The sequence below is a fragment of the Xanthomonas sp. F1 genome, from assembly GCF_014199855.1.
The window spans coordinates 143,742-160,956 of sequence record NZ_JACHOK010000008.1 but is presented as its reverse complement, the minus strand read 5'-3'; the positions used below and the strand labels follow the sequence as shown (position 1 = coordinate 160,956).

16 protein-coding genes are annotated in these 17,215 nt (G+C 67.7%); 4 read left to right on the top strand and 12 right to left on the bottom strand.

Going from position 1 to position 17,215, the window contains the following annotated elements; translation table 11 throughout:
- The first annotated feature begins 43 nt into the window (after nt 1-43).
- Nucleotides 44-751, top strand: coding sequence for a 2OG-Fe(II) oxygenase (locus GGR71_RS16715; protein WP_160963695.1), 708 nt, complete (start codon nt 44-46; stop codon nt 749-751).
- A gap of 151 nt (nt 752-902) precedes the next feature.
- Here GGR71_RS16715 and GGR71_RS16710 read toward each other — a convergent pair whose 3' ends face one another.
- The gene (locus tag GGR71_RS16710; protein ID WP_160963697.1) at nt 903-1,988 is read right to left on the bottom strand and encodes a PA0069 family radical SAM protein; all 1,086 of its coding nucleotides are present in this window, start codon (nt 1,986-1,988) and stop codon (nt 903-905) included.
- Nucleotides 1,989-2,396: 408 nt separating this feature from the next.
- Between GGR71_RS16710 and cls the strand changes: the two genes are divergently transcribed.
- From cls to GGR71_RS16695, 3 genes are all read left to right on the top strand, one after another.
- Entirely contained in the window at nt 2,397-3,869 is a 1,473-nt protein-coding gene (gene cls, locus GGR71_RS16705) for a cardiolipin synthase (RefSeq protein ID WP_048491180.1), read from the top strand.
- 255 nt (nt 3,870-4,124) lie between these two features.
- The gene (locus GGR71_RS16700) at nt 4,125-4,391 is read left to right on the top strand and encodes a hypothetical protein (RefSeq protein WP_048491179.1); all 267 of its coding nucleotides are present in this window, start codon (nt 4,125-4,127) and stop codon (nt 4,389-4,391) included.
- A gap of 14 nt (nt 4,392-4,405) precedes the next feature.
- Nucleotides 4,406-5,161: a pyridoxine 5'-phosphate synthase gene (locus tag GGR71_RS16695; protein ID WP_160963699.1), complete on the top strand. Its 756-nt coding sequence runs from the start codon at nt 4,406-4,408 to the stop codon at nt 5,159-5,161.
- 179 nt (nt 5,162-5,340) lie between these two features.
- On the opposite strand, the gene GGR71_RS16690 is transcribed toward GGR71_RS16695, so the two are convergent.
- The 11 genes from GGR71_RS16690 to dnaN form a co-directional block, all read right to left on the bottom strand.
- Complete coding sequence (locus GGR71_RS16690) at nt 5,341-5,754, bottom strand: ExbD/TolR family protein (RefSeq protein WP_160963701.1); 414 nt, start codon at nt 5,752-5,754, stop codon at nt 5,341-5,343.
- Between the two features lie 397 nt (nt 5,755-6,151).
- Nucleotides 6,152-6,565: an ExbD/TolR family protein gene (locus GGR71_RS16685; RefSeq protein ID WP_026143210.1), complete on the bottom strand. Its 414-nt coding sequence runs from the start codon at nt 6,563-6,565 to the stop codon at nt 6,152-6,154.
- Nucleotides 6,566-6,568: 3 nt separating this feature from the next.
- On the bottom strand, nt 6,569-6,994 hold the full coding sequence (locus GGR71_RS16680) for an ExbD/TolR family protein (RefSeq protein WP_010340666.1): 426 nt from the start codon (nt 6,992-6,994) through the stop codon (nt 6,569-6,571).
- A gap of 40 nt (nt 6,995-7,034) precedes the next feature.
- Nucleotides 7,035-7,799 carry a TonB-system energizer ExbB gene (gene exbB / locus GGR71_RS16675; protein ID WP_010340667.1) on the bottom strand — a complete coding sequence of 255 codons (765 nt, stop codon included), beginning with the start codon at nt 7,797-7,799 and terminating at the stop codon, nt 7,035-7,037.
- 97 nt (nt 7,800-7,896) lie between these two features.
- The gene (locus GGR71_RS16670; RefSeq protein ID WP_184452147.1) at nt 7,897-8,571 is read right to left on the bottom strand and encodes an energy transducer TonB; all 675 of its coding nucleotides are present in this window, start codon (nt 8,569-8,571) and stop codon (nt 7,897-7,899) included.
- Nucleotides 8,572-8,723: 152 nt separating this feature from the next.
- Complete coding sequence (locus GGR71_RS16665) at nt 8,724-9,917, bottom strand: tetratricopeptide repeat protein (protein ID WP_048491736.1); 1,194 nt, start codon at nt 9,915-9,917, stop codon at nt 8,724-8,726.
- 147 nt (nt 9,918-10,064) lie between these two features.
- Entirely contained in the window at nt 10,065-10,871 is an 807-nt protein-coding gene (locus tag GGR71_RS16660) for a M48 family metallopeptidase (RefSeq protein ID WP_160960352.1), read from the bottom strand.
- Nucleotides 10,872-10,939: 68 nt separating this feature from the next.
- Nucleotides 10,940-11,785, bottom strand: coding sequence for a CPBP family intramembrane glutamic endopeptidase (locus GGR71_RS16655; protein ID WP_160960354.1), 846 nt, complete (start codon nt 11,783-11,785; stop codon nt 10,940-10,942).
- 79 nt (nt 11,786-11,864) lie between these two features.
- Nucleotides 11,865-14,327 carry a DNA topoisomerase (ATP-hydrolyzing) subunit B gene (gene gyrB / locus GGR71_RS16650; RefSeq protein WP_048491733.1) on the bottom strand — a complete coding sequence of 821 codons (2,463 nt, stop codon included), beginning with the start codon at nt 14,325-14,327 and terminating at the stop codon, nt 11,865-11,867.
- Between the two features lie 112 nt (nt 14,328-14,439).
- Nucleotides 14,440-15,540: a DNA replication/repair protein RecF gene (gene recF, locus GGR71_RS16645; RefSeq protein ID WP_160960357.1), complete on the bottom strand. Its 1,101-nt coding sequence runs from the start codon at nt 15,538-15,540 to the stop codon at nt 14,440-14,442.
- A 480-nt stretch (nt 15,541-16,020) separates the two neighbouring features.
- Nucleotides 16,021-17,121, bottom strand: a complete 1,101-nt coding sequence (gene dnaN / locus GGR71_RS16640) for a DNA polymerase III subunit beta (protein ID WP_048491731.1) — start codon at nt 17,119-17,121, stop codon at nt 16,021-16,023.
- Nucleotides 17,122-17,215 lie beyond the last annotated feature (94 nt).

Sequence of the window (17,215 nt, the reverse complement as noted above, 5' to 3'; positions counted from 1 at the left end):
GTCCGTAGCTGCGGTGCCCGAGAATCACTGGTAAGGTCGCGCGATGTCCGACACGCATCCCGATTTCATCGAAGTGTTCGAGGGCGCCATGTCCCGCGAGGACTGCGCCGCCATCCTGCGCCGACTGCGCGGCAGCACCCAGTTGCGGCCGGGCGAGGTCGGCAGCGGCGTGTTTCCCGAGCTAAAGCGCAGCCGCGACCTGCGCATCAGCGGCCTGGAGGCCTGGAGCGACGTGGAACAGCGGCTGCAGCAGGCGGTGTTCGGCGGGCTGCTGGGCTACCTGCGCAAGTACCCACAGACCCTGATCTCGCCGCTGATGCTGCAGGTACCGGGCGCCGACGGCCAGCCGCATCGGCTCGGCGCCGACGACTTCACCCTGCTCGACGACGCCGCGCTGTCTAACCTGGCGCGCACCTGCCTGCGCCCGGGCGCGATCAACCTGCAGTGGTACGAAGCGGGCGAGGGCGGCTATCCGTACTGGCACTGCGAACTGTACCCACGCGATCCGAGCGCCGAGACCCTGCACCGGCACCTGCTGTGGACCCTGTACCTCAACGACGATTTCGAAGAAGGCGAGACCGAGTTCCTGTTCCAGCGCCGCAAGATCGCCCCGCGCGCCGGCAGCCTACTGATCGCCCCCACCGCCTTCACCCACACCCACCGCGGCAACCGCCCGCAGCGCGGCGACAAGTTCATCGCGACGAGCTGGATCCTGTTCCAGTCGGCCCAGGCGCTTTACGGCCGGGAATAGGGATTCGGGATTCGGGATTCGTCAAAAGCGGGGATTCGGGATTGGGGATTCGTAAAAGCTGCTTTCTTGGCAGCGGAATTGCAGTGGCTGCGTCGGGCCGCAGCGCCGCGCCGCTCTTGCGAATCCCCAATCCCGAATCGCCAATCCCCGCTCAAAACAGCTCGCCCTGCGGCGACGGCGGTCGCGGCGGCAGCGGTTTGATGAAGCGGCTGCAGTCCAGTTGCCGACGCGAGAACACGGCGTAACCCAGTCGCTTGTGCGCCAGGGCGAAGCGCCGTGCCAGCAAGTCGGCATAGACCCCTTCGCCGCGCATGCGCTTGCCGAAGGTGCTGTCGTAGTCCTTGCCGCCGCGCAGTTGCTGCACGGTGCTCATCACGTGCGCGGCGCGGTCGGGGTGGTGCGCCTGCAGCCAGTCGCGGAACAACGGCGCCACCTCGTGCGGCAGGCGCAGCAGCACGTAGCCGGCGGACTCGGCGCCGGATTCGCGGGCCGCTTCCAACACCGCTTCCAGCGCGTGGTCGTTGATCCACGGGATCACCGGCGCCACCATCACTCCGACCGGCACCCCGGCCTCGTGCAGGGTGCGCATCGCCCGCAGCCGCGCGTGCGGCGCCGAGGCGCGCGGCTCCAGCCTGGCCGACAGCCGCGGATCCAGCGACGTCACCGAGAAATGCACGCTGACCAGGTTGTCGCGGGCCAGCGGCGCCAGCAGGTCCAGGTCGCGCTCGACCAGCGCGTTCTTGGTGATCAGCGAGAACGGGTGGCGGGTCTCGGCGAAGACCTCGATCAGGCGCCGGGTCAGCTGCAGCTTGCGCTCGATCGGCTGGTAGGCGTCGGTGTTGATGCCCAGCGCGATCGGGCTGGGCACGTAGCCGGGCTTGGCCAGCTCGCGGCGCAGCAGCTCCGGCGCATTGGTCTTGGCGAACAGCCGCGTCTCGAAGTCCAGCCCCGGCGACAGGTTCAGATAGGCATGGCTGGGGCGGGCGAAGCAGTAGCTGCAGCCGTGCTCGCAGCCGCGGTACGGGTTGACCGACTGCGCGAAGCCCACGTCCGGCGACTGGTTGCGACTGATGATGCTGCGCGCGGTCTCCTCGCTCACCTGGGTGCGCAGGCGCGGGGCGGCGAATTCCTCGCTGTCGTCGGGATGCCAGCCGTCGTCCTCGGCCTGGCTGACGGTCTGCTCGAAGCGGCCCGGCAGGTGGCTGCCGGCGCCGCGGCCCTTGATGGCAATGCTCATCGGCATAGGCTACGCGCCGGCCGTCTCGGCGGATGCGACGCTACCCGCCGGTGCGCTGAATCTTTCAGGCCGACGCAGGCGACATGCTCACCACCGCACCTGGTGGACGCATCGGATGTGCCGGCAGCACAGCACTCATCGGCGGCCCAGCCGCAGCCGCGCAGCGCTTGCCGACGCCTCATTTGGCCGGACCGGGACGTCGTCGCCGGCGCATGCGAATGCCGACGCCTTGGCGTCATGCGGCTGCCGCGGACACGTGGCATACCCACGCAGTACGGCGCCGGTTCGCAGAGCAGGGTGGCCGCCGGCAAGACAGACAGCAGCCACGCGCGATCCGGCAGGCTGCCAAAAGTGCCAGGCCGGCATCGCCTCCGCCGCAACACGCGCGCCACCCTCTAGAATCCGCCGATGCTCGTGATCGCGACTCTGCAGAACACCTGGGACCGGCTGACCGGCATCCCGCACATCGGCGCCTACGTCACCGCCGCCTACCTGCTGTACATCCTGTGGCTGAGCAGTTGGATCGTGCTGCAGAAGCGCGAGCCGGCGGCGACGCTGAGCTGGGTGCTGTCGCTGGCCGCCTTGCCCTACCTGGGCTTCGTCATCTATTACCTGCTGGGCCCGCAGAAGGTGAAGCGGCAGCGCCTGCGCCGCGGCCGCTCGCGCTCGGGCATGGAGCACTACAGCAGCGTGTGCCCGCCGGACGCCGACTGCACGGAACTGGCCAAGATCGCCCAGGCGACCACCGGCCTGGCGCCGAGCTCGGCCACCGCGGTGCAGTGGCTGGTCGACGGCGCGGCCACCTACGAGGCGATCGTGCGCGACATCGGCGCCGCGCAGCATCACGTGCACCTGGAGTACTACATCTTCAATCCCGACCGCACCGGCACGCGCATCCGCGACGCGCTGGTCGAGCGCGCCCGCGCCGGCGTGCGGGTGCGCCTGCTGCTGGATGCGGTCGGCTCCTCGCAGGTGCGCAAGCGCTTCCTGCGGCCGCTGCTGGACGCCGGCGCCGAGGTGGCCTGGTTCCATCCCACGCAATTGCTGCGGCCGTTCAAGTTCAAGCGGCCCTGGGTCAACCTGCGTACCCACCGCAAGATCGTGGTGATCGACGGCCGCATCGCCTTCACCGGTGGCATCAATGTCACCGACGAGGAAAACGAGGCGCTGCGCGCCGACGCCTACCGCGACCTGCACCTGCGCTGCGAGGGCCACGTGGTGCGCAGCCTGCAGTTGGTCTTCGTGGAGGACTGGCTGTACGCCACCCGGCAGGGCCGCGACGCCTTCGACATGGCGCGGATCTGGCCCAGCGACATGCCCAGCCGCGACGCCGGCACCATCCAGGCGCAAGTGCTGGTGTCGGGCCCGGACTCGTCGTGGGAGAGCATCCATCGGCTGCAGGTCGCATCGATCTACGAGGCGCAACGGCGGGTGTGGCTGGTCACGCCGTACTTCGTGCCGGGCGAGGCCGCGCGCATGGCGCTGACCTCGGCGGCGCTGGGCGGGCTGGACGTGCGCCTGCTGGTGCCCAAGCGCAGCGACTCGCGGCTGGTGACGCTGGCGGCGCGCTCGTACTTCGACGAACTGCTGCAGGCCGGCGTGCGGATCTACGAGTACGGCCCGCGCATGCTGCACACCAAGGCGCTGATCACCGACGAGGACCTGTGCCTGGTCGGCAGCGCCAACTTCGACAATCGCAGTTTCCGGCTCAATTTCGAGGTCGCCACGCTGTTCCGCGACCGCGGGCTGACCAAGCAGCTGGCCGAATTGCTGGAAGGCGAGATGGCCGACGCGGTGCGCGTGCGCGACGACCGCAAGCGCTCGCTGTGGCGCTACCGGCTGCCCGAGGCGGTGGCGCGGCTGACCTCGCCGCTGCTGTAGAGCATCTCCGACAACGCGCTTTGCCATGGCTCAACCGGACACAGCGTGGCACCCTCATGGGAGCGGCTTCGGCCGCGACGGGAAGTCCCCGGTAACGCCCCTCGCGACTAAAGCCGCTCCTGCAGTGGGGCTTGCGTCGTGATTGGAGGTGCCCTTGGTCGCGGCGCCCCGCCAGCCGGACCTGCGCCGGCCGCGCACCACGTGGAACCTGCATGCCCGGCGGCGCTACACTGCGCCATCCTTGGGGAGATCGTCATGTACTGGCTCTTTCTGCCGCTCGCGCTGGGTGCTTTCGTTCTGGCGTTCACGACGCCGCACATGTGGTTGCTGGTGGTGAGCCTGCTGGCCGCGCTGGCGTTCCTGCTGGGCTGGGCGCGCGGCTGGTACGTGGCCAAGATCGGCGACGCCAGCCAGCGCGACGCGATGCCGATGATCGACCCGGCCGAACTGCGCCGCCTGCGCGAGCAGGCCGAGGCGCGCCGCGCCGCGGCCGCCGCCAGCGACGACGCCGCGGCGCCGTAACCGGCACGCCGGCGATGACCAAGCTCAGCGTCAACGTCAACAAGATCGCGGTGCTGCGCAATTCGCGCGGCGGCGACCTGCCAAGCGTGCTCGAGGCCGCGCGCGCCTGTCTGGACGCTGGCGCGCACGGCATCACCGTGCACCCGCGACCGGACCGGCGCCACATCCATGCCGAGGACGTGCTGGCGCTGTCCGTGCTGACCCGCGAGCGCGGCGTCGAATTCAACATCGAGGGCAACCCGTTCGCGCCGCCGCGGCCCGGCTATCCAGGGTTGATCGCGCTGTGCGCGCAGACCCGCCCGGCGCAGGCCACGCTGGTGCCCGACGGCGACGGCCAACTCACCTCCGACCATGGCTTCGACTTCGGCCGCGACAGCGACCGCCTGCGACCGCTGATCGCCGAGCTGAAGGCGCTGGGCTGCCGGGTCAGCCTGTTCGTCGATGCCGACAACCCCGACCTGGCGGTGGCGGCCGAACTGGGCGCGGACCGCATCGAGCTGTACACCGGCCCCTATGCCGCCGCATGGGAGCGGAGCGACAGCAACAACGCGGCAGCGCCGTTCGCCGCTGCCGCACGCCGTGCCCAGGCCGCCGGGCTGGGCGTCAACGCCGGCCACGACCTGGCCCAGGCCAATCTCGGCGCGTTCCTGGCGAACGTGCCGCAGGTGCTGGAGGTCTCGATCGGCCACGCCTTGATCGGCGAGGCGCTGTACGCCGGGCTCGACGCCACGGTGAAGGCGTATCTGGCGGTGCTGGCGGCGAACCGGTAGCCGCCGGACCCTGGCTTCGCTGCCCTGAGCGCGGCCGCACAGGGCGATCGCCACACAAGGTCCGCGATTCACGTGCTTCGAGGTGCGGCAGGGAAGCGGCCAGAGCGTGCCAAGCACGCCACCGCACGCGCGCCAGCATCGCTGCTGACGCGCGTTACGGCAACGGTCGCTAACGTTCGCTAGTGCGCCTGCACGAAGCCGATGCGCTGGACGTCGGCGTTCTTCGCGGCCGCCAGCACCTTGGCCATCGACGCGTATTCCGCATCCAGGCTGGCATCGATGCGCAGCTCCGGCGGATTGCCAGCGGCTTGCGCCATGGCCTCCTGCAGGCGCGGCTGCAGATCGCGCATGGGCAGCGGCGTGGCGTTCCAGAACAACTGGCCGCTGGCATCCAGACGCAACTGGATCGGGTCGGGCGGCGGCAAAGGCGTGGACGGCGCCGACGTTCGCTGCGGCAGGTCCATGGTGATCGTGCGCGTCAGCATCGGCGCGGTGACGATGAAGATGATCAACAGCACCAGCATCACATCGACCAGCGGGGTGACATTGATCTCCGCCAGCGGTCCCCGATTCCCTGCAGTACTGAACGCCATGGCCAGCCTCCTGTGGGTGTGGTGTCGCGACCCCAGCCTACACCCGCAACGCAGCGGTGTGCGAGGGGCGGCGAGGGGCGACGTGGCCCGGGCGGAGAACGGTCACCATCGACAGGCCGGGCACGAACTCGGCCACCGCCAGCATGCGCACGCCCCAGCGCGTAGAGGCGCTCGGTGCGCTTCTCGGCCGCTTGGGCCGAGAGGCAGACGAGCGCGAAGCGCGTCCAGCGCGGCAGGCGGGGCGCGCCTTGCGACGCGCTCGGCCGCAAGCCGACGCCGGCGGAACGGGCAGGGCAGTCGGACCCCGCCACGCGCATAAAAAAACGCCACCGTTGCCGGTGGCGTTTGCAGTCGCGTCATGACTGAGGTGTTGCGGTAAAGCGAATTGCGGTGAAGCTTATTGCTGCACGAAGCCGATCTTCTTCATGTCCGAGTTCTTGGCGGCGGCCAGCACCTTGGCCATCACTTCGTACTCGGAATCCGGATTGGCATCGATGCGCAGTTCCGGCTGGTTGGTCGGATCGCGCTGGACTTCGTTTTCCATCATCTGCGGAAGCGCAGTCACCGCCACCGGGCTGTTGTTCCAGAACACCTGGTTCGACGCATCGATCCGCAGATCGATCGGCGGCGGCGGATCGCGCAACTGCGGCGGCGGGTTGATGACCCGCTGCGGCAGATCCACGTCGATCGGATACGTCATGATCGGCGCGGTCACGATGAAGATGATCAACAGCACCAGCATCACGTCGACCAGCGGCGTGACGTTGATGTCGGCCATGGGACCACGGCCGCCTCCTGAGCTGAACGCCATGGCTCAGTTCCCCTTCTCTTTGGTCGCAACGAAGCCGACGTCCAGCATGCCCTGACTCTGCGCGATCTTGGTGATCTCGTTGATCGTGCGCATCTTGGTGGTGCGGTCGCCACGCAGGTTGAGCGGCGGCTGCGGGGTCTGCTGTGCAGCGGTCGAGAAGCGCGACTCCAGGGCTTCCTTGGAAATCGGCTCATCGTTCCAGTACAGCGACCCGTCTTCCTTGACCGCCAGCGTGATCGGATTCGAACGCTTGTCGTCCTTGTCCGGATCCTGCTTCAAGTTGGCTTGGGGCAGTTCCACCTTGACCTTGTGGGACATCAGCGGTGCCGTGATGATGAAGATGATCAGCAGCACCAGCATCACGTCCACGAGGGGCGTGACGTTGATGTCGGCCATGGGGCCGCCGCTGTTACCACTACTGAAAGCCATAACGGGCTCCGTTAACGTTGCGTGGACGACTTAGCCGGGATCAGCGAACGCGCGAGCCGGTGGCGAAGAAGTCGTGCAGGTCGTGAGCGAAGGTGTCGAACTTGGCGATCACCGAGCTGTTGACCTTGCTGAAGAAGTTGAAGGCGAACACGGCCGGGATCGCGACGAACAGACCGATCGCGGTCATGATCAGCGCTTCACCGACCGGGCCGGCCACGGCGTCGATCGAGGCGGAGCCGGTGGCACCGATCTTGATCAGCGCGCCGTAGATGCCCCACACGGTACCGAGCAGACCGACGAACGGCGCGGTCGCACCGACGGTCGCCAGCAGGGTCATGCCCGACTGCAGCTTGGTGCTTTCGCGGGTCACGGCCTGACGCAGGGCGCGGTCGACGAACTCCGAACGGCTCAGGGTCTCGCCCAGGCCGGTGCCGGTGCCGGCTTCGGCACGCTGGTGGTGCGCAGCGGCCTGCGCGGCGTCCAGGGCGATCTTCGAGAACGGCTCGGAGGCCGGCTGCTCTTCCATCGCACGGATGGCGTCCTGGGCATTCGGGGTGTCCCAGAACAGGCTGGTGACGCGGTCGGCCTGGCTCTTCAGGCGGGTGGCGCGGAAGATGTTGATGATCGTCCAGTACCAGGACGAGGCGGACATGATGATCAGGGTGATGAGCACCACCCAGGAGACGGCGAAGTCACCCGGCTTGGAGGTCATTTCGGTGATCAGGTGCTCGAAGCCCATCTGCGACAGGGCGTTCGATGCGTTGTTGCCCCCCGCAGCAGCGGCGATGAAAATTTCCTGCAGCATGACGCTTACCTTTGTTGTGTGTGGTGGTGATGAGGGTGGTGCAAAGAGTAGACAGGGCTTGCGGACCGGCGGTGCGCCGGTCCGCGCAACCTTTGTATCAGTTCAGCGCGAAGTTGACCGGGACGCGGACGCGGCCTGCGGTCTTCTGTCCATTGACGACAGCGGCATTGAACCGCCACTTGCGCGCTGCTTCCATGGCGGCGCGGTCCAGGTCGCGGTTGCGGCTGGATTTCTCGACGGCAACGTTCGTGACGTTACCACTGGCGTCGACGTCGATGATCAGGATCACCTCACCCTGCGCGCCCGACCGGAATGCAGCCGGCGGGTACTTCGGCGGGTTCATGTTCTTCGACGAGATGTCGACGCTAGCGCTGATGTCGGAGGGCGCGGCCGGCGGCGCAGGCGGCGACGGCGGGGTGGCTACGTCGTTCGGGCGCGGCTCCGGCACATCGATCACCGGGGCTTCCGGCGGCGGCGGCAGCGGGGTCGGCTTCGGCGGCGCCAGGTTCTTCACCGGCGGCGGCGGCGTTTCCGGCGGCTTCGGCGGCGGCGGCGGCGGCGGGGGAGGCGGCGGCGGTGCGTCCACCAGGGTGACCATGATGTTGCGTTCCTTCTCCGCCATCGCCTTGGGCGCAACAGCCGGAATCAGCAGCAACATCAGCGCTGCAAGGTGCAGCGCGATTACGAAGGCAATACCGATGATGCGCGGCCAGCTGAGGCCGGAGGCGTCATCTTTGTCGTAATGCCGATGGATGACCAGTTGTTCCGTCATGCGCCAATGACTCGATTAAAGGGGGGCGGATTCCGCCGTGGAGCGGAATCCAAGTTCACGCGGGGATGACACCGCAGGAACCTCCAAGCTTATACCAATCCCTGTTACCTGCACTACTTTCAGCACTGGTCGTCGGGGGCTTTTTTTGCGTGCTACTTCAGGTTGATGATCTTCTTGGCGTCTTCCGGCTTTTTGACGCCCTTGGCCAGTGCCTGCTGCGCGGCCTGCTTGGCTTCGGCAACGCGGCCTTCCGAATGCAGCACCTTGGCCAGGTTGAGATAGGTTTCGCCGTCCTTGGACAGCGGCGCGGCCTTCTGCCAGTTCTCGATCGCCTGCGGCAGCTGGTCGGTGTAGTAGTACGACTGCGCCAGGGCCAGGTAGGTCTGGTAGTCCGGCTTCAGGATGCCCTTCTGCATGCCTTCGTTGATGACCGCGATGACGTCCTTCTCATGGCCATCGGTGTTGGCGTAGATCGAGTACAGCTGCTTGTATTCCTTCTCGTCGGTCAGCTGACCGGCGGCACGCAGCTTGTCCATCACCGCCGCGGCCTTGTCCATCTGGTCGGCCTGCATGTACATGCTGGCCAGATTGAGCTGGGCCTTCTTGTCGTTGGGCGACTTGGCGGCCAGCGCCTCGGCGGCCTTGACCGCCTCGCCGGTCTGGCCGGCTTCGGCGTAGGACGCCATCAGCAGCTGGTTCCAGCTGTCCTTGGGCTCCGGCGAGGCGGCGATCGCCTGCTTCAGCGCCGGGATCGCTTCCTGGTAGCGCTGCGCCTGGTACAGGGCCTGGCCCTTGAGGATCAGGTCTTCCGGGCGGGTCGACTTGGTTTCGGCGAGGAACTTGTCCAGCGTGGCCAGGCCTTCGGCGGTCTGCTCGTCCTGCAGCTGCAACTGCGCCAGCATCAGCATCGACTGGTAGTGGCCGTTGTTGTCCAGGCCGTTGAACTGGATCGCCTGCTTCAGGTAGGCCTGCGCCGCCTTGCTGTCGTCGAGGTTATAGGCGGCCTGCGCGGCCAGCTGCGCGGCGACCGACTTGTCGTACTCGTTGGCGCCGCTGTTGGCCAGGATCTCATCGGCCTGGGCGCGCACCGACGCGTAGTCCTCGCCCTTGTTGTAGGTATCGATCAGCTTCTGCAGCTTGCTGCCGAGCTTGGACGACGGCTTGCCGGTCGGTTCCTTGCGCTCGGCATTGGGGAACAGCACTGCGGCCTTTTCGTTCTTCGCGTTGCGCGAGGAACGGTGGTCGGTGCGATCGCTCTGCGCAGCGGCATCGGTCACCACCGCGCCACCGAGGGCGGCGGCGATCACCAGGGACAACAACGCTTGCTTGCGGATGCGGAATTTCATGGGTCACCTCGGTGGAAACCGCCCGGAGCGGCACGGAAGACGGAGCGGCCATTCCTCGGCCGAGCCAGCAAACCTATCAGAAACCTGTACGCCGTGAAAACGTTTTTGGATGCGTTTTCTGTGACACGCGCGGGGAGGACAGCCGACTCAGCCGCACTTGGGCGTCCTGCCGGCACTGCGCGCCTGCGCATACACCGGCTCGAGCGCGGCGACGTCGCGCTGCAGCTCGCCGATGCGGGCGCTTGGATCGGGGTGGGTGGAGAGCCATTGCGGCGGACGATCGCCACCGGCGGCCATCATGTTCTTCCACAGATCCACCGCTTGTGCCGGGTCGAACCCGGCCTGCGCCATCAGGCGCTGGCCGACGATGTCCGCCTCGGTTTCCTGCTTGCGCGAGCCAGGCAATAAAAAAGCCGCCTGCGCGGTCATGCCGCCAACCTGGCCGACGGTGTCGGCCGCACCCTGGCCGTAGCGCGCGCCAGCCAGCGCGCCGATCACGCTCAGTCCCGCCTGCGCGCCGAGCTGGCGGGTGATGCGTTCCTCGTGGTGACGCGAGATGACGTGGCCGATCTCGTGACCGAGCACGGCGGCGAGCTGGTCCTGGTTCTTGGCCACGCTGAAGATGCCGCTGTTGACCCCGACCTTGCCGCCGGGCAGGGCGAAGGCGTTGGGTTCCTTGTCGTTGAACAGTGCGGTCTCCCAGCCGGTGCCGCGCCATTGCGCGGGCAACTGTGCGACCAGCGTGTTGACCACGCAGCGCACATAGGCATTGCGCTTGGGATCGGTATCCAGCTGTTCCTTGGCCTTGGCTTCGGCGAACGCCTGCGCGCCCATCTGGTCGAGTTGTTGTTGCGAGATGCCGCCCACGACCTGGGTACGCCCGGTTGGCGATGTCGTCGTCGCGCACGCTGACAGCAGCATCGCGAACGACGCGCCAAGTACCACTTGCTTCATACGGTCCCCCCTCCTGACACGCATCGCAGTGTGGGGGGCCGCGTCTTAACATTTCGTCAAACAAACCTTCAGGTCGCGCCAAACCAGTAGAGGCCGGCGACGGCGAGGGCGTTGTTGAGTCCGTGCGCGGCGATCGGCGCCCACAAGGTGCCGGTGCGCTTGTACAGCCAGGCGAACGCCGCGCCCATGCCGCCGTAGACCAGCCACAGCTGCGCCGTCGCGGCCAGGCTGTTGCCGGTGGTCCCGGGCACCTCATGCACCAGGGCGAAGGCGGCGCCGCTCAGCAGCATGCCCAGCTGCGGCCGGCCCGCGTCCCACAGCCGCCCGAACAGCACGCGGCGGAACAGCAGTTCCTCGTAGGCCGGGGCGATCACCACCGCGAACACGACCAGGAACAGCGGCATCTGCGCCATCGCCTCCTGCATCAGCGGCAGGTTGGTCGGCACCGGCTTGATACCGAACTGCGCCGCCAGCGCGGAGATGGCCGCGCTGCCGAAGAACACCCCGGCCGCGACCAGCAGCACCCAGCCCCAGGTCGACGGCACGCGCGCGGCCTGCCACGAGGCGCGACGCTCGGCGGCGTTGGCCGGCCGCCGCAGGAAGTACAGCAACAGCGCCGCGGACAGGGTACTGACCAGGGCGATCAACAGCTGCGCCAGCGCGCCGGGCTGGCCGACCTGCTGCGCGACCACGGATGCCAGCCGCTCTGCCGGGATGCCCTGCGCCTTCAGCTCCATCGCCAGCTGGAAGCCGCGGAGCACACCCCAGACCAGGCCGCACAGCACGCTCACCGCCAGCAGCACCACCGCCGCCAGCAGCACGTCGAGGAAGAAACCGAGGATCGGCCGGCGCGGGCGGGCCGGCGGTGTGGAAGACAACGGCAACGGGGTGGCGGGCAACGGCGGTGCGGTCATCGCGATCCTGAGCGGAAGCGGGCGGAAGGCACAGCGGGACGCCCGCCCCGGCGCAGGCCAGGGGCGGGAACCGCCGCGGTCAGATGTCGAGGTTGGCGACCTTCAGCGCGTTCTCCTCGATGAAGTCGCGGCGCGGTTCGACCACGTCGCCCATCAAGGTGCTGAAGATCTGGTCGGCGGCGACCGCGTCCTCGATACGCACCTGCAGCAGGCGGCGCGTGTCGGGGTTCACCGTGGTCTCCCACAGCTGCTCGGCGTTCATTTCGCCCAGGCCCTTGAAGCGCTGGATCTGGCGGCCCTTCTTGGCCTCTTCGAACAGCCAGGCGTAGGCCTGGGCGAAGCTGGTGATGGCCTGGCTCTTGTTGCCGCGCACGATCTGCGCGCCTTCGCGCACCAACCCATGCAACTCCCGCGCGATCTCGCGCAGCGGCCGCAGCTCGCCGCTCTCGAACACCGCCATCGGCACCACGTAGGTGGTTTCCTCGCCCATGTGCCGGCGCTCCACCAGCAGGGTGGCCGGGCGCTGCGCGTTGGACGCCTGGAAGCGCAGGCTGTAGCGCGCCGAGCCCAGGCTGCCGCGGTTGAGTACCGCCTGCAGCGCGTCCAGGCTCGGATGCGCCTCGCCCTCGGCCTCGAGCTGGGCCACGTCCAGCGGCGGCAGGTCGATCAGCGCGCTCAGCAGCGCCGGGTCGTAGCGGTGCGCATTGCGCGCCACCGCCTCGTTGGCGCTGGCGAACAGCAGCAGCAGTTTCTCCAGCGCCGCGCCGGTGATCGGCGGTTCGTTGCTGGCCGGGACCAGCGCCGCGCCTTCGACCGCACTGCTGGCCAGGTAGGCGTTGAGCGCGTTGTCGTCCTTCAGGTACAGCTCCTGCTTGCCCTGCTTGAGCCGGTACAGCGGCGGCAGGCCGATGTAGACGTAGCCGCGCTCGATCAGCTCCGGCATCTGCCGGTAGAAGAAGGTCAGCAGCAGGGTGCGGATGTGCGCGCCGTCGACGTCGGCGTCGGTCATGATGATGATGCGGTGGTAGCGCAGCTTGTCCGGGTTGTACTCGTCGCGGCCGATGCCGGTGCCCAGGGCGGTGATCAGCGTGCCGACCTGGTCGGAGGACAGCATGCGGTCGAAGCGCGCGCGCTCGACGTTGAGGATCTTGCCGCGCAGCGGCAGCACCGCCTGGTTCTTGCGGTTGCGGCCCTGCTTGGCCGAACCGCCCGCCGAGTCACCCTCGACGATGAACAGCTCCGACAGCGCCGGATCCTTTTCCTGGCAGTCGGCCAGCTTGCCGGGCAGGCCGGCGATGTCCAGCGCGCCCTTGCGACGGGTCAGGTCACGCGCCTTGCGCGCGGCCTCGCGGGCGCGGGCGGCATCGACGATCTTGCCGGCGATGGCCTTGGCCTCGTTGGGGTTCTCCTGCAGGAACTCCTCCAGGCGCGCGCCGAAGGCGTTTTCCACCGCCGGGCGCACGTCGGAGCTGACCAGCTTTTCCTTGGTCTGGCTGGAGAAGCTCGGATCCGGCACCTTCACCGACAGCACCGCGATCATGCCTTCGCGCATGTCGTCGCCGGTCAGGTTGATCTTGGCCTGCTTGGCGATGCCGTTCTGCTCGATGTAGGTGTTGAGCACGCGGGTCAGCGCGCCGCGGAAGCCGGCCAGGTGGGTGCCGCCGTCCTTCTGCGGGATGTTGTTGGTGAAGCAGTACATCGTCTCCTGGTAGGAGTCGGTCCACTGCAGCGCCACGTCCACGGTGATGCCGTTGTGCTCGCCGGTGACCGAGATCACGTTCGGGTGCAGCGGGGTCTTCAGCTGCGCCAGGTGCTCGACGAAGCTGCGGATGCCGCCCTCGTAGTGGAAGTCGTCGCGGCGGCCCTCGCCGCGCTCGTCGGCGAGCACGATCTTGACCCCGGAATTGAGGAAGGACAGCTCGCGCAGGCGCCGGGCCAGGATGTCGTAGTGGTACTCCACGTTGTTGTGGAAGGCCACCACCGACGGCCAGAAGCGCACGGTGGTGCCGCGCTGGGTGGTCTCGCCCAGCTTCGCCAGCGGAGCCACCGCCGCACCGTTGCTGAATTCCTGCTGGTAATGGAAGCCGCCCTGGAACACGTCCAGCAGCAGCTTCTCCGACAGCGCGTTGACCACGCTGACGCCCACGCCATGCAGGCCGCCGGACACCTTGTAGCTGTTGTCGTCGAACTTGCCGCCGGCATGCAGCACGGTCATCACCACCTCGGCGGCGGAAACCTCGCGGCCGAGCTTGGCGCTCATCTGCGCGTGCTTGCCGACCGGGATGCCGCGACCGTTGTCGGACACCGACACCGAGCCGTCGGCATGGATGGTCACCGCGACGTGGTCGGCATGCCCGGCCAGGGCTTCGTCGATGGAGTTGTCGACGACTTCGAACACCATGTGATGCAGGCCGGTACCGTCATGGACGTCACCGATGTACATGCCAGGCCGCTTGCGGACCGCCTCCAGGCCTTCCAGGGCGGTAATGCTGTTGGCGTCGTAGTTGCCGTTGCTGGGCGGGGTGTTCTGTTCGTCGGTCATGCGGGTGCCGTAGGCTCCACGAGGCGGCGAAGACAGGCGGGGGCCGGTTCGCGCCGCGGGATAGGGGATTGGCAGAAATTATAGCAGCCCGGGCCAGCGGACCCGCGGTGGCCTAGGAAACGGCCAGGATCCGACCATGTTCCACGTGGAACCGTGCAATCGGCAGGCCAGCATCTGCCAGTGCTTGCGGGGTTTCGGTCGCGGTGACGAAGACCTGCGCCGGGCCGGCACGCAAGCGCTCCAGCACCCGCGCCTGGTGGTGGCGGTCCAGCTCCGAGGCGAGGTCGTCCAGGGCGATCACCGGCCACTCGCCGCGCTGCTCGGCATAGTCCTCGGCCTGGGCCAACAGGCAGGCCAGGGCGGTGAGCTTGGCCTGGCCGCGGGAGAGGGCGTCGCGGCCGGGGATTTCGGCGAAGCTCAGGCCCCAGTCGGCCCGGTGCGGCCCCGCCGAGGTATAGCCCAGCTGCCGGTCGCGCTCTCGGTTGAGCAGCAGTGCATCGGCCAGCGAAATCTCCTGCCGGCGCCAGCCAGGCGCGAACTGCAGATGCACGATCCCCAGTGCCGGCGCCAATTGCGGGGCAAGGGCGAGCAGGCGTTGCAGCAGCCGGTCCAGATAGTCCTGGCGACGCGAGGTCAGCGGCTCGCCGGACTCGGCCAGCTCATGATCCCAGGCATCCAGCGCCGCGCCGCTGCCTCCGCTCTTCAGCAGGGCGTTGCGCTGCTTGAGTGCCCGCGCATAGCGCCGCCACAGCGATAGGAAGTCAGGTTCCACGTGGAACAAGCCCCAGTCGACGAAGCGGCGCCGGGGCTCGCCGCCACCGCTGACCAGCAGATGGCTGCCCGGTTCGAACGTGACCACCGCCAGCGCCGCACACAAGGTGCCGAGGTGGGCGACGTCCTGACCGTCGAGGCGGCCACGCCATTCCTGGCCACTGTGGCGCAGTCCGGCGCGCCGACGTCGCGCCGTGCCCGCATCGCCAGCCTGCTCCTGCCATTCGACGAAGACATCCAGCGCCTCCTGCCCCTGGCTGACCAGACCATCGCGCACTCGACCACGGAAGCTGCGGCCGTAGGCCATCAGGTGCATCGCTTCGAGGACGGTGGTCTTGCCGGCGCCGTTGTCGCCGGTGATCAGATTCAGCCCGGGCGCAGGCGCCAGTTCGAGCGTCGCGAACCGGCGTAGATGGTGGAAGTCGAGGCGGGAGACGTGCATGCAGGGACAGAGGCGAAGGCGCTCGTATCGGGCGCACGCAGATCAAGGCTGGGGGAGGGCGGCAGCATACCCAAAACGGCAGGCTGAGGTTGGTGAAACGCCACGTCAGGGAAGCACCACGCCGTGACCGGTCACGCTGCCTCCTCTCCGCTGGACGCCGCGACGGGCAAGGCCAGAAGAAGTGCGCGCAACAGGAGGCCAGCAGAGTGCGCAGAGACGCCAGGCGTCGCGCTGTCTCCCAGTTCACCGGGAACCAGCGATTGCTGGCGTCCCTGCCGGCGGCCTCAGTGGCGCTGCACCCACGGCGTTGTTCCGTCGATGACATCCCGCAGCCGATGGATTCGGCCTCTTGTCGTTGCCCGGCAGAAATCCACCCAAACCAGGCGAATTCGATGCGTCCTGCCCAGCCAGAAAAAGAAAACCCGGCACGAGGCCGGGTCGCTCTTCGCACGTGTTCCACGTGGAACACGAAGCGGAACGTCAGAGACGCAGCGGCATCACCACGTGGCGCGAGCGGGCGCTGCTGGCTTCACGGACCAGGGCGGACGAGTTGGCGTCGCGCAACTGGATCACCACGAACTCCTCGCGCAGCGCGGACAGCGCGTCGAGCAGGTAGTTGACGTTGAAGCCGATTGCCAGGTCGCTGACCTTGGTGTCGGCTTCCACTTCTTCCTGCGCTTCTTCCTGTTCCGGGTTGTGCGCGCTGATCTTCAGCTGGCCCGGCGAGACTTCCACGCGCACGCCGCGGTACTTCTCGTTGGACAGGATCGCCGCACGCTGCAGCGCCGCGCGCAGGGTTTCGCGATCCAGCTTGACCTCGCGGTCCGCACCAATCGGTATCACCGCTTCGTAATCGGGGAAGCGGCCGTCGATCAGCTTGGAGGTGAAGGTGACATCGTCGCGCTTGACCCGCACGTGTGCGCGGCCGACTTCCAGCTCGACTTCGCGCTCGCCGCCTTCCAGCAGGCGCTGCAGTTCGGTCACGCCCTTGCGCGGCACGATGATCTGGCGCTTGGCGCCGCCGGCATTCTCCAGTTCGGTCTCGCACAGCGCCAGGCGATGGCCATCGGTGGCCACGCAGCGCAGGGTCTGGTTGTGCAGGTCGAACAGCAGGCCGTTGAGGTAATAGCGCACGTCCTGCTGCGCCATCGCGAACGCCGTGCGCTCGATCAGCTCCTTCAACGCGGCTTCCGGCACCACCACGCGCTCGGTAGCTTCCACTTCGTCGACCGACGGGAAGTCGTTGGCGGGCAACGTGGCCAGGGTGAAACGGCTGCGCCCGGCCTGCACCGTGATCTTGTCGCCGGACTGCGAGACCGTGACCTTGCTGCCGTCGGGCAGGGCACGCACGATCTCGAACAGCTTGCGCGCCGGGATCGTGGTTTCTCCGTCCTGGGCATCGTCGACCGCAATGCGCGAGACCATTTCCACTTCCAGATCGGTGCCGGTCAGCGACAGCTGGCCGCCCTGCACCTGCACCAGGAAGTTGGCCAGGACCGGCAAGGTCTGGCGGCGTTCGACCACATTGACGACTTGCGCCAATGGCTTGAGGAAGGCTTCGCGCTGCAGTGTGAAACGCATGTGGTTCCGTGCCCCTATGCTTTAAAAGATGTGGAATAAATCAAAAGCTTGGTGGTGATGGTAGAGCGAAATTCGGTGCAAATGTAGCTCAACC

Bases quoted from the DNA above. Each gene is read 5' to 3' on its own strand.
- GGR71_RS16715 (WP_160963695.1), top strand. From the start codon at position 44: ATGTCCGACACGCATCCCGATTTCATCGAAGTGTTCGAGGGCGCCATG.
- GGR71_RS16710 (WP_160963697.1), bottom strand. From the start codon at position 1,988: ATGAGCATTGCCATCAAGGGCCGCGGCGCCGGCAGCCACCTGCCGGGC.
- cls (WP_048491180.1), top strand. From the start codon at position 2,397: ATGCTCGTGATCGCGACTCTGCAGAACACCTGGGACCGGCTGACCGGC.
- GGR71_RS16700 (WP_048491179.1), top strand. From the start codon at position 4,125: ATGTACTGGCTCTTTCTGCCGCTCGCGCTGGGTGCTTTCGTTCTGGCG.
- GGR71_RS16695 (WP_160963699.1), top strand. From the start codon at position 4,406: ATGACCAAGCTCAGCGTCAACGTCAACAAGATCGCGGTGCTGCGCAAT.
- GGR71_RS16690 (WP_160963701.1), bottom strand. From the start codon at position 5,754: ATGGCGTTCAGTACTGCAGGGAATCGGGGACCGCTGGCGGAGATCAAT.
- GGR71_RS16685 (WP_026143210.1), bottom strand. From the start codon at position 6,565: ATGGCGTTCAGCTCAGGAGGCGGCCGTGGTCCCATGGCCGACATCAAC.
- GGR71_RS16680 (WP_010340666.1), bottom strand. From the start codon at position 6,994: ATGGCTTTCAGTAGTGGTAACAGCGGCGGCCCCATGGCCGACATCAAC.
- exbB (WP_010340667.1), bottom strand. From the start codon at position 7,799: ATGCTGCAGGAAATTTTCATCGCCGCTGCTGCGGGGGGCAACAACGCA.
- GGR71_RS16670 (WP_184452147.1), bottom strand. From the start codon at position 8,571: ATGACGGAACAACTGGTCATCCATCGGCATTACGACAAAGATGACGCC.
- GGR71_RS16665 (WP_048491736.1), bottom strand. From the start codon at position 9,917: ATGAAATTCCGCATCCGCAAGCAAGCGTTGTTGTCCCTGGTGATCGCC.
- GGR71_RS16660 (WP_160960352.1), bottom strand. From the start codon at position 10,871: ATGAAGCAAGTGGTACTTGGCGCGTCGTTCGCGATGCTGCTGTCAGCG.
- GGR71_RS16655 (WP_160960354.1), bottom strand. From the start codon at position 11,785: ATGACCGCACCGCCGTTGCCCGCCACCCCGTTGCCGTTGTCTTCCACA.
- gyrB (WP_048491733.1), bottom strand. From the start codon at position 14,327: ATGACCGACGAACAGAACACCCCGCCCAGCAACGGCAACTACGACGCC.
- recF (WP_160960357.1), bottom strand. From the start codon at position 15,540: ATGCACGTCTCCCGCCTCGACTTCCACCATCTACGCCGGTTCGCGACG.
- dnaN (WP_048491731.1), bottom strand. From the start codon at position 17,121: ATGCGTTTCACACTGCAGCGCGAAGCCTTCCTCAAGCCATTGGCGCAA.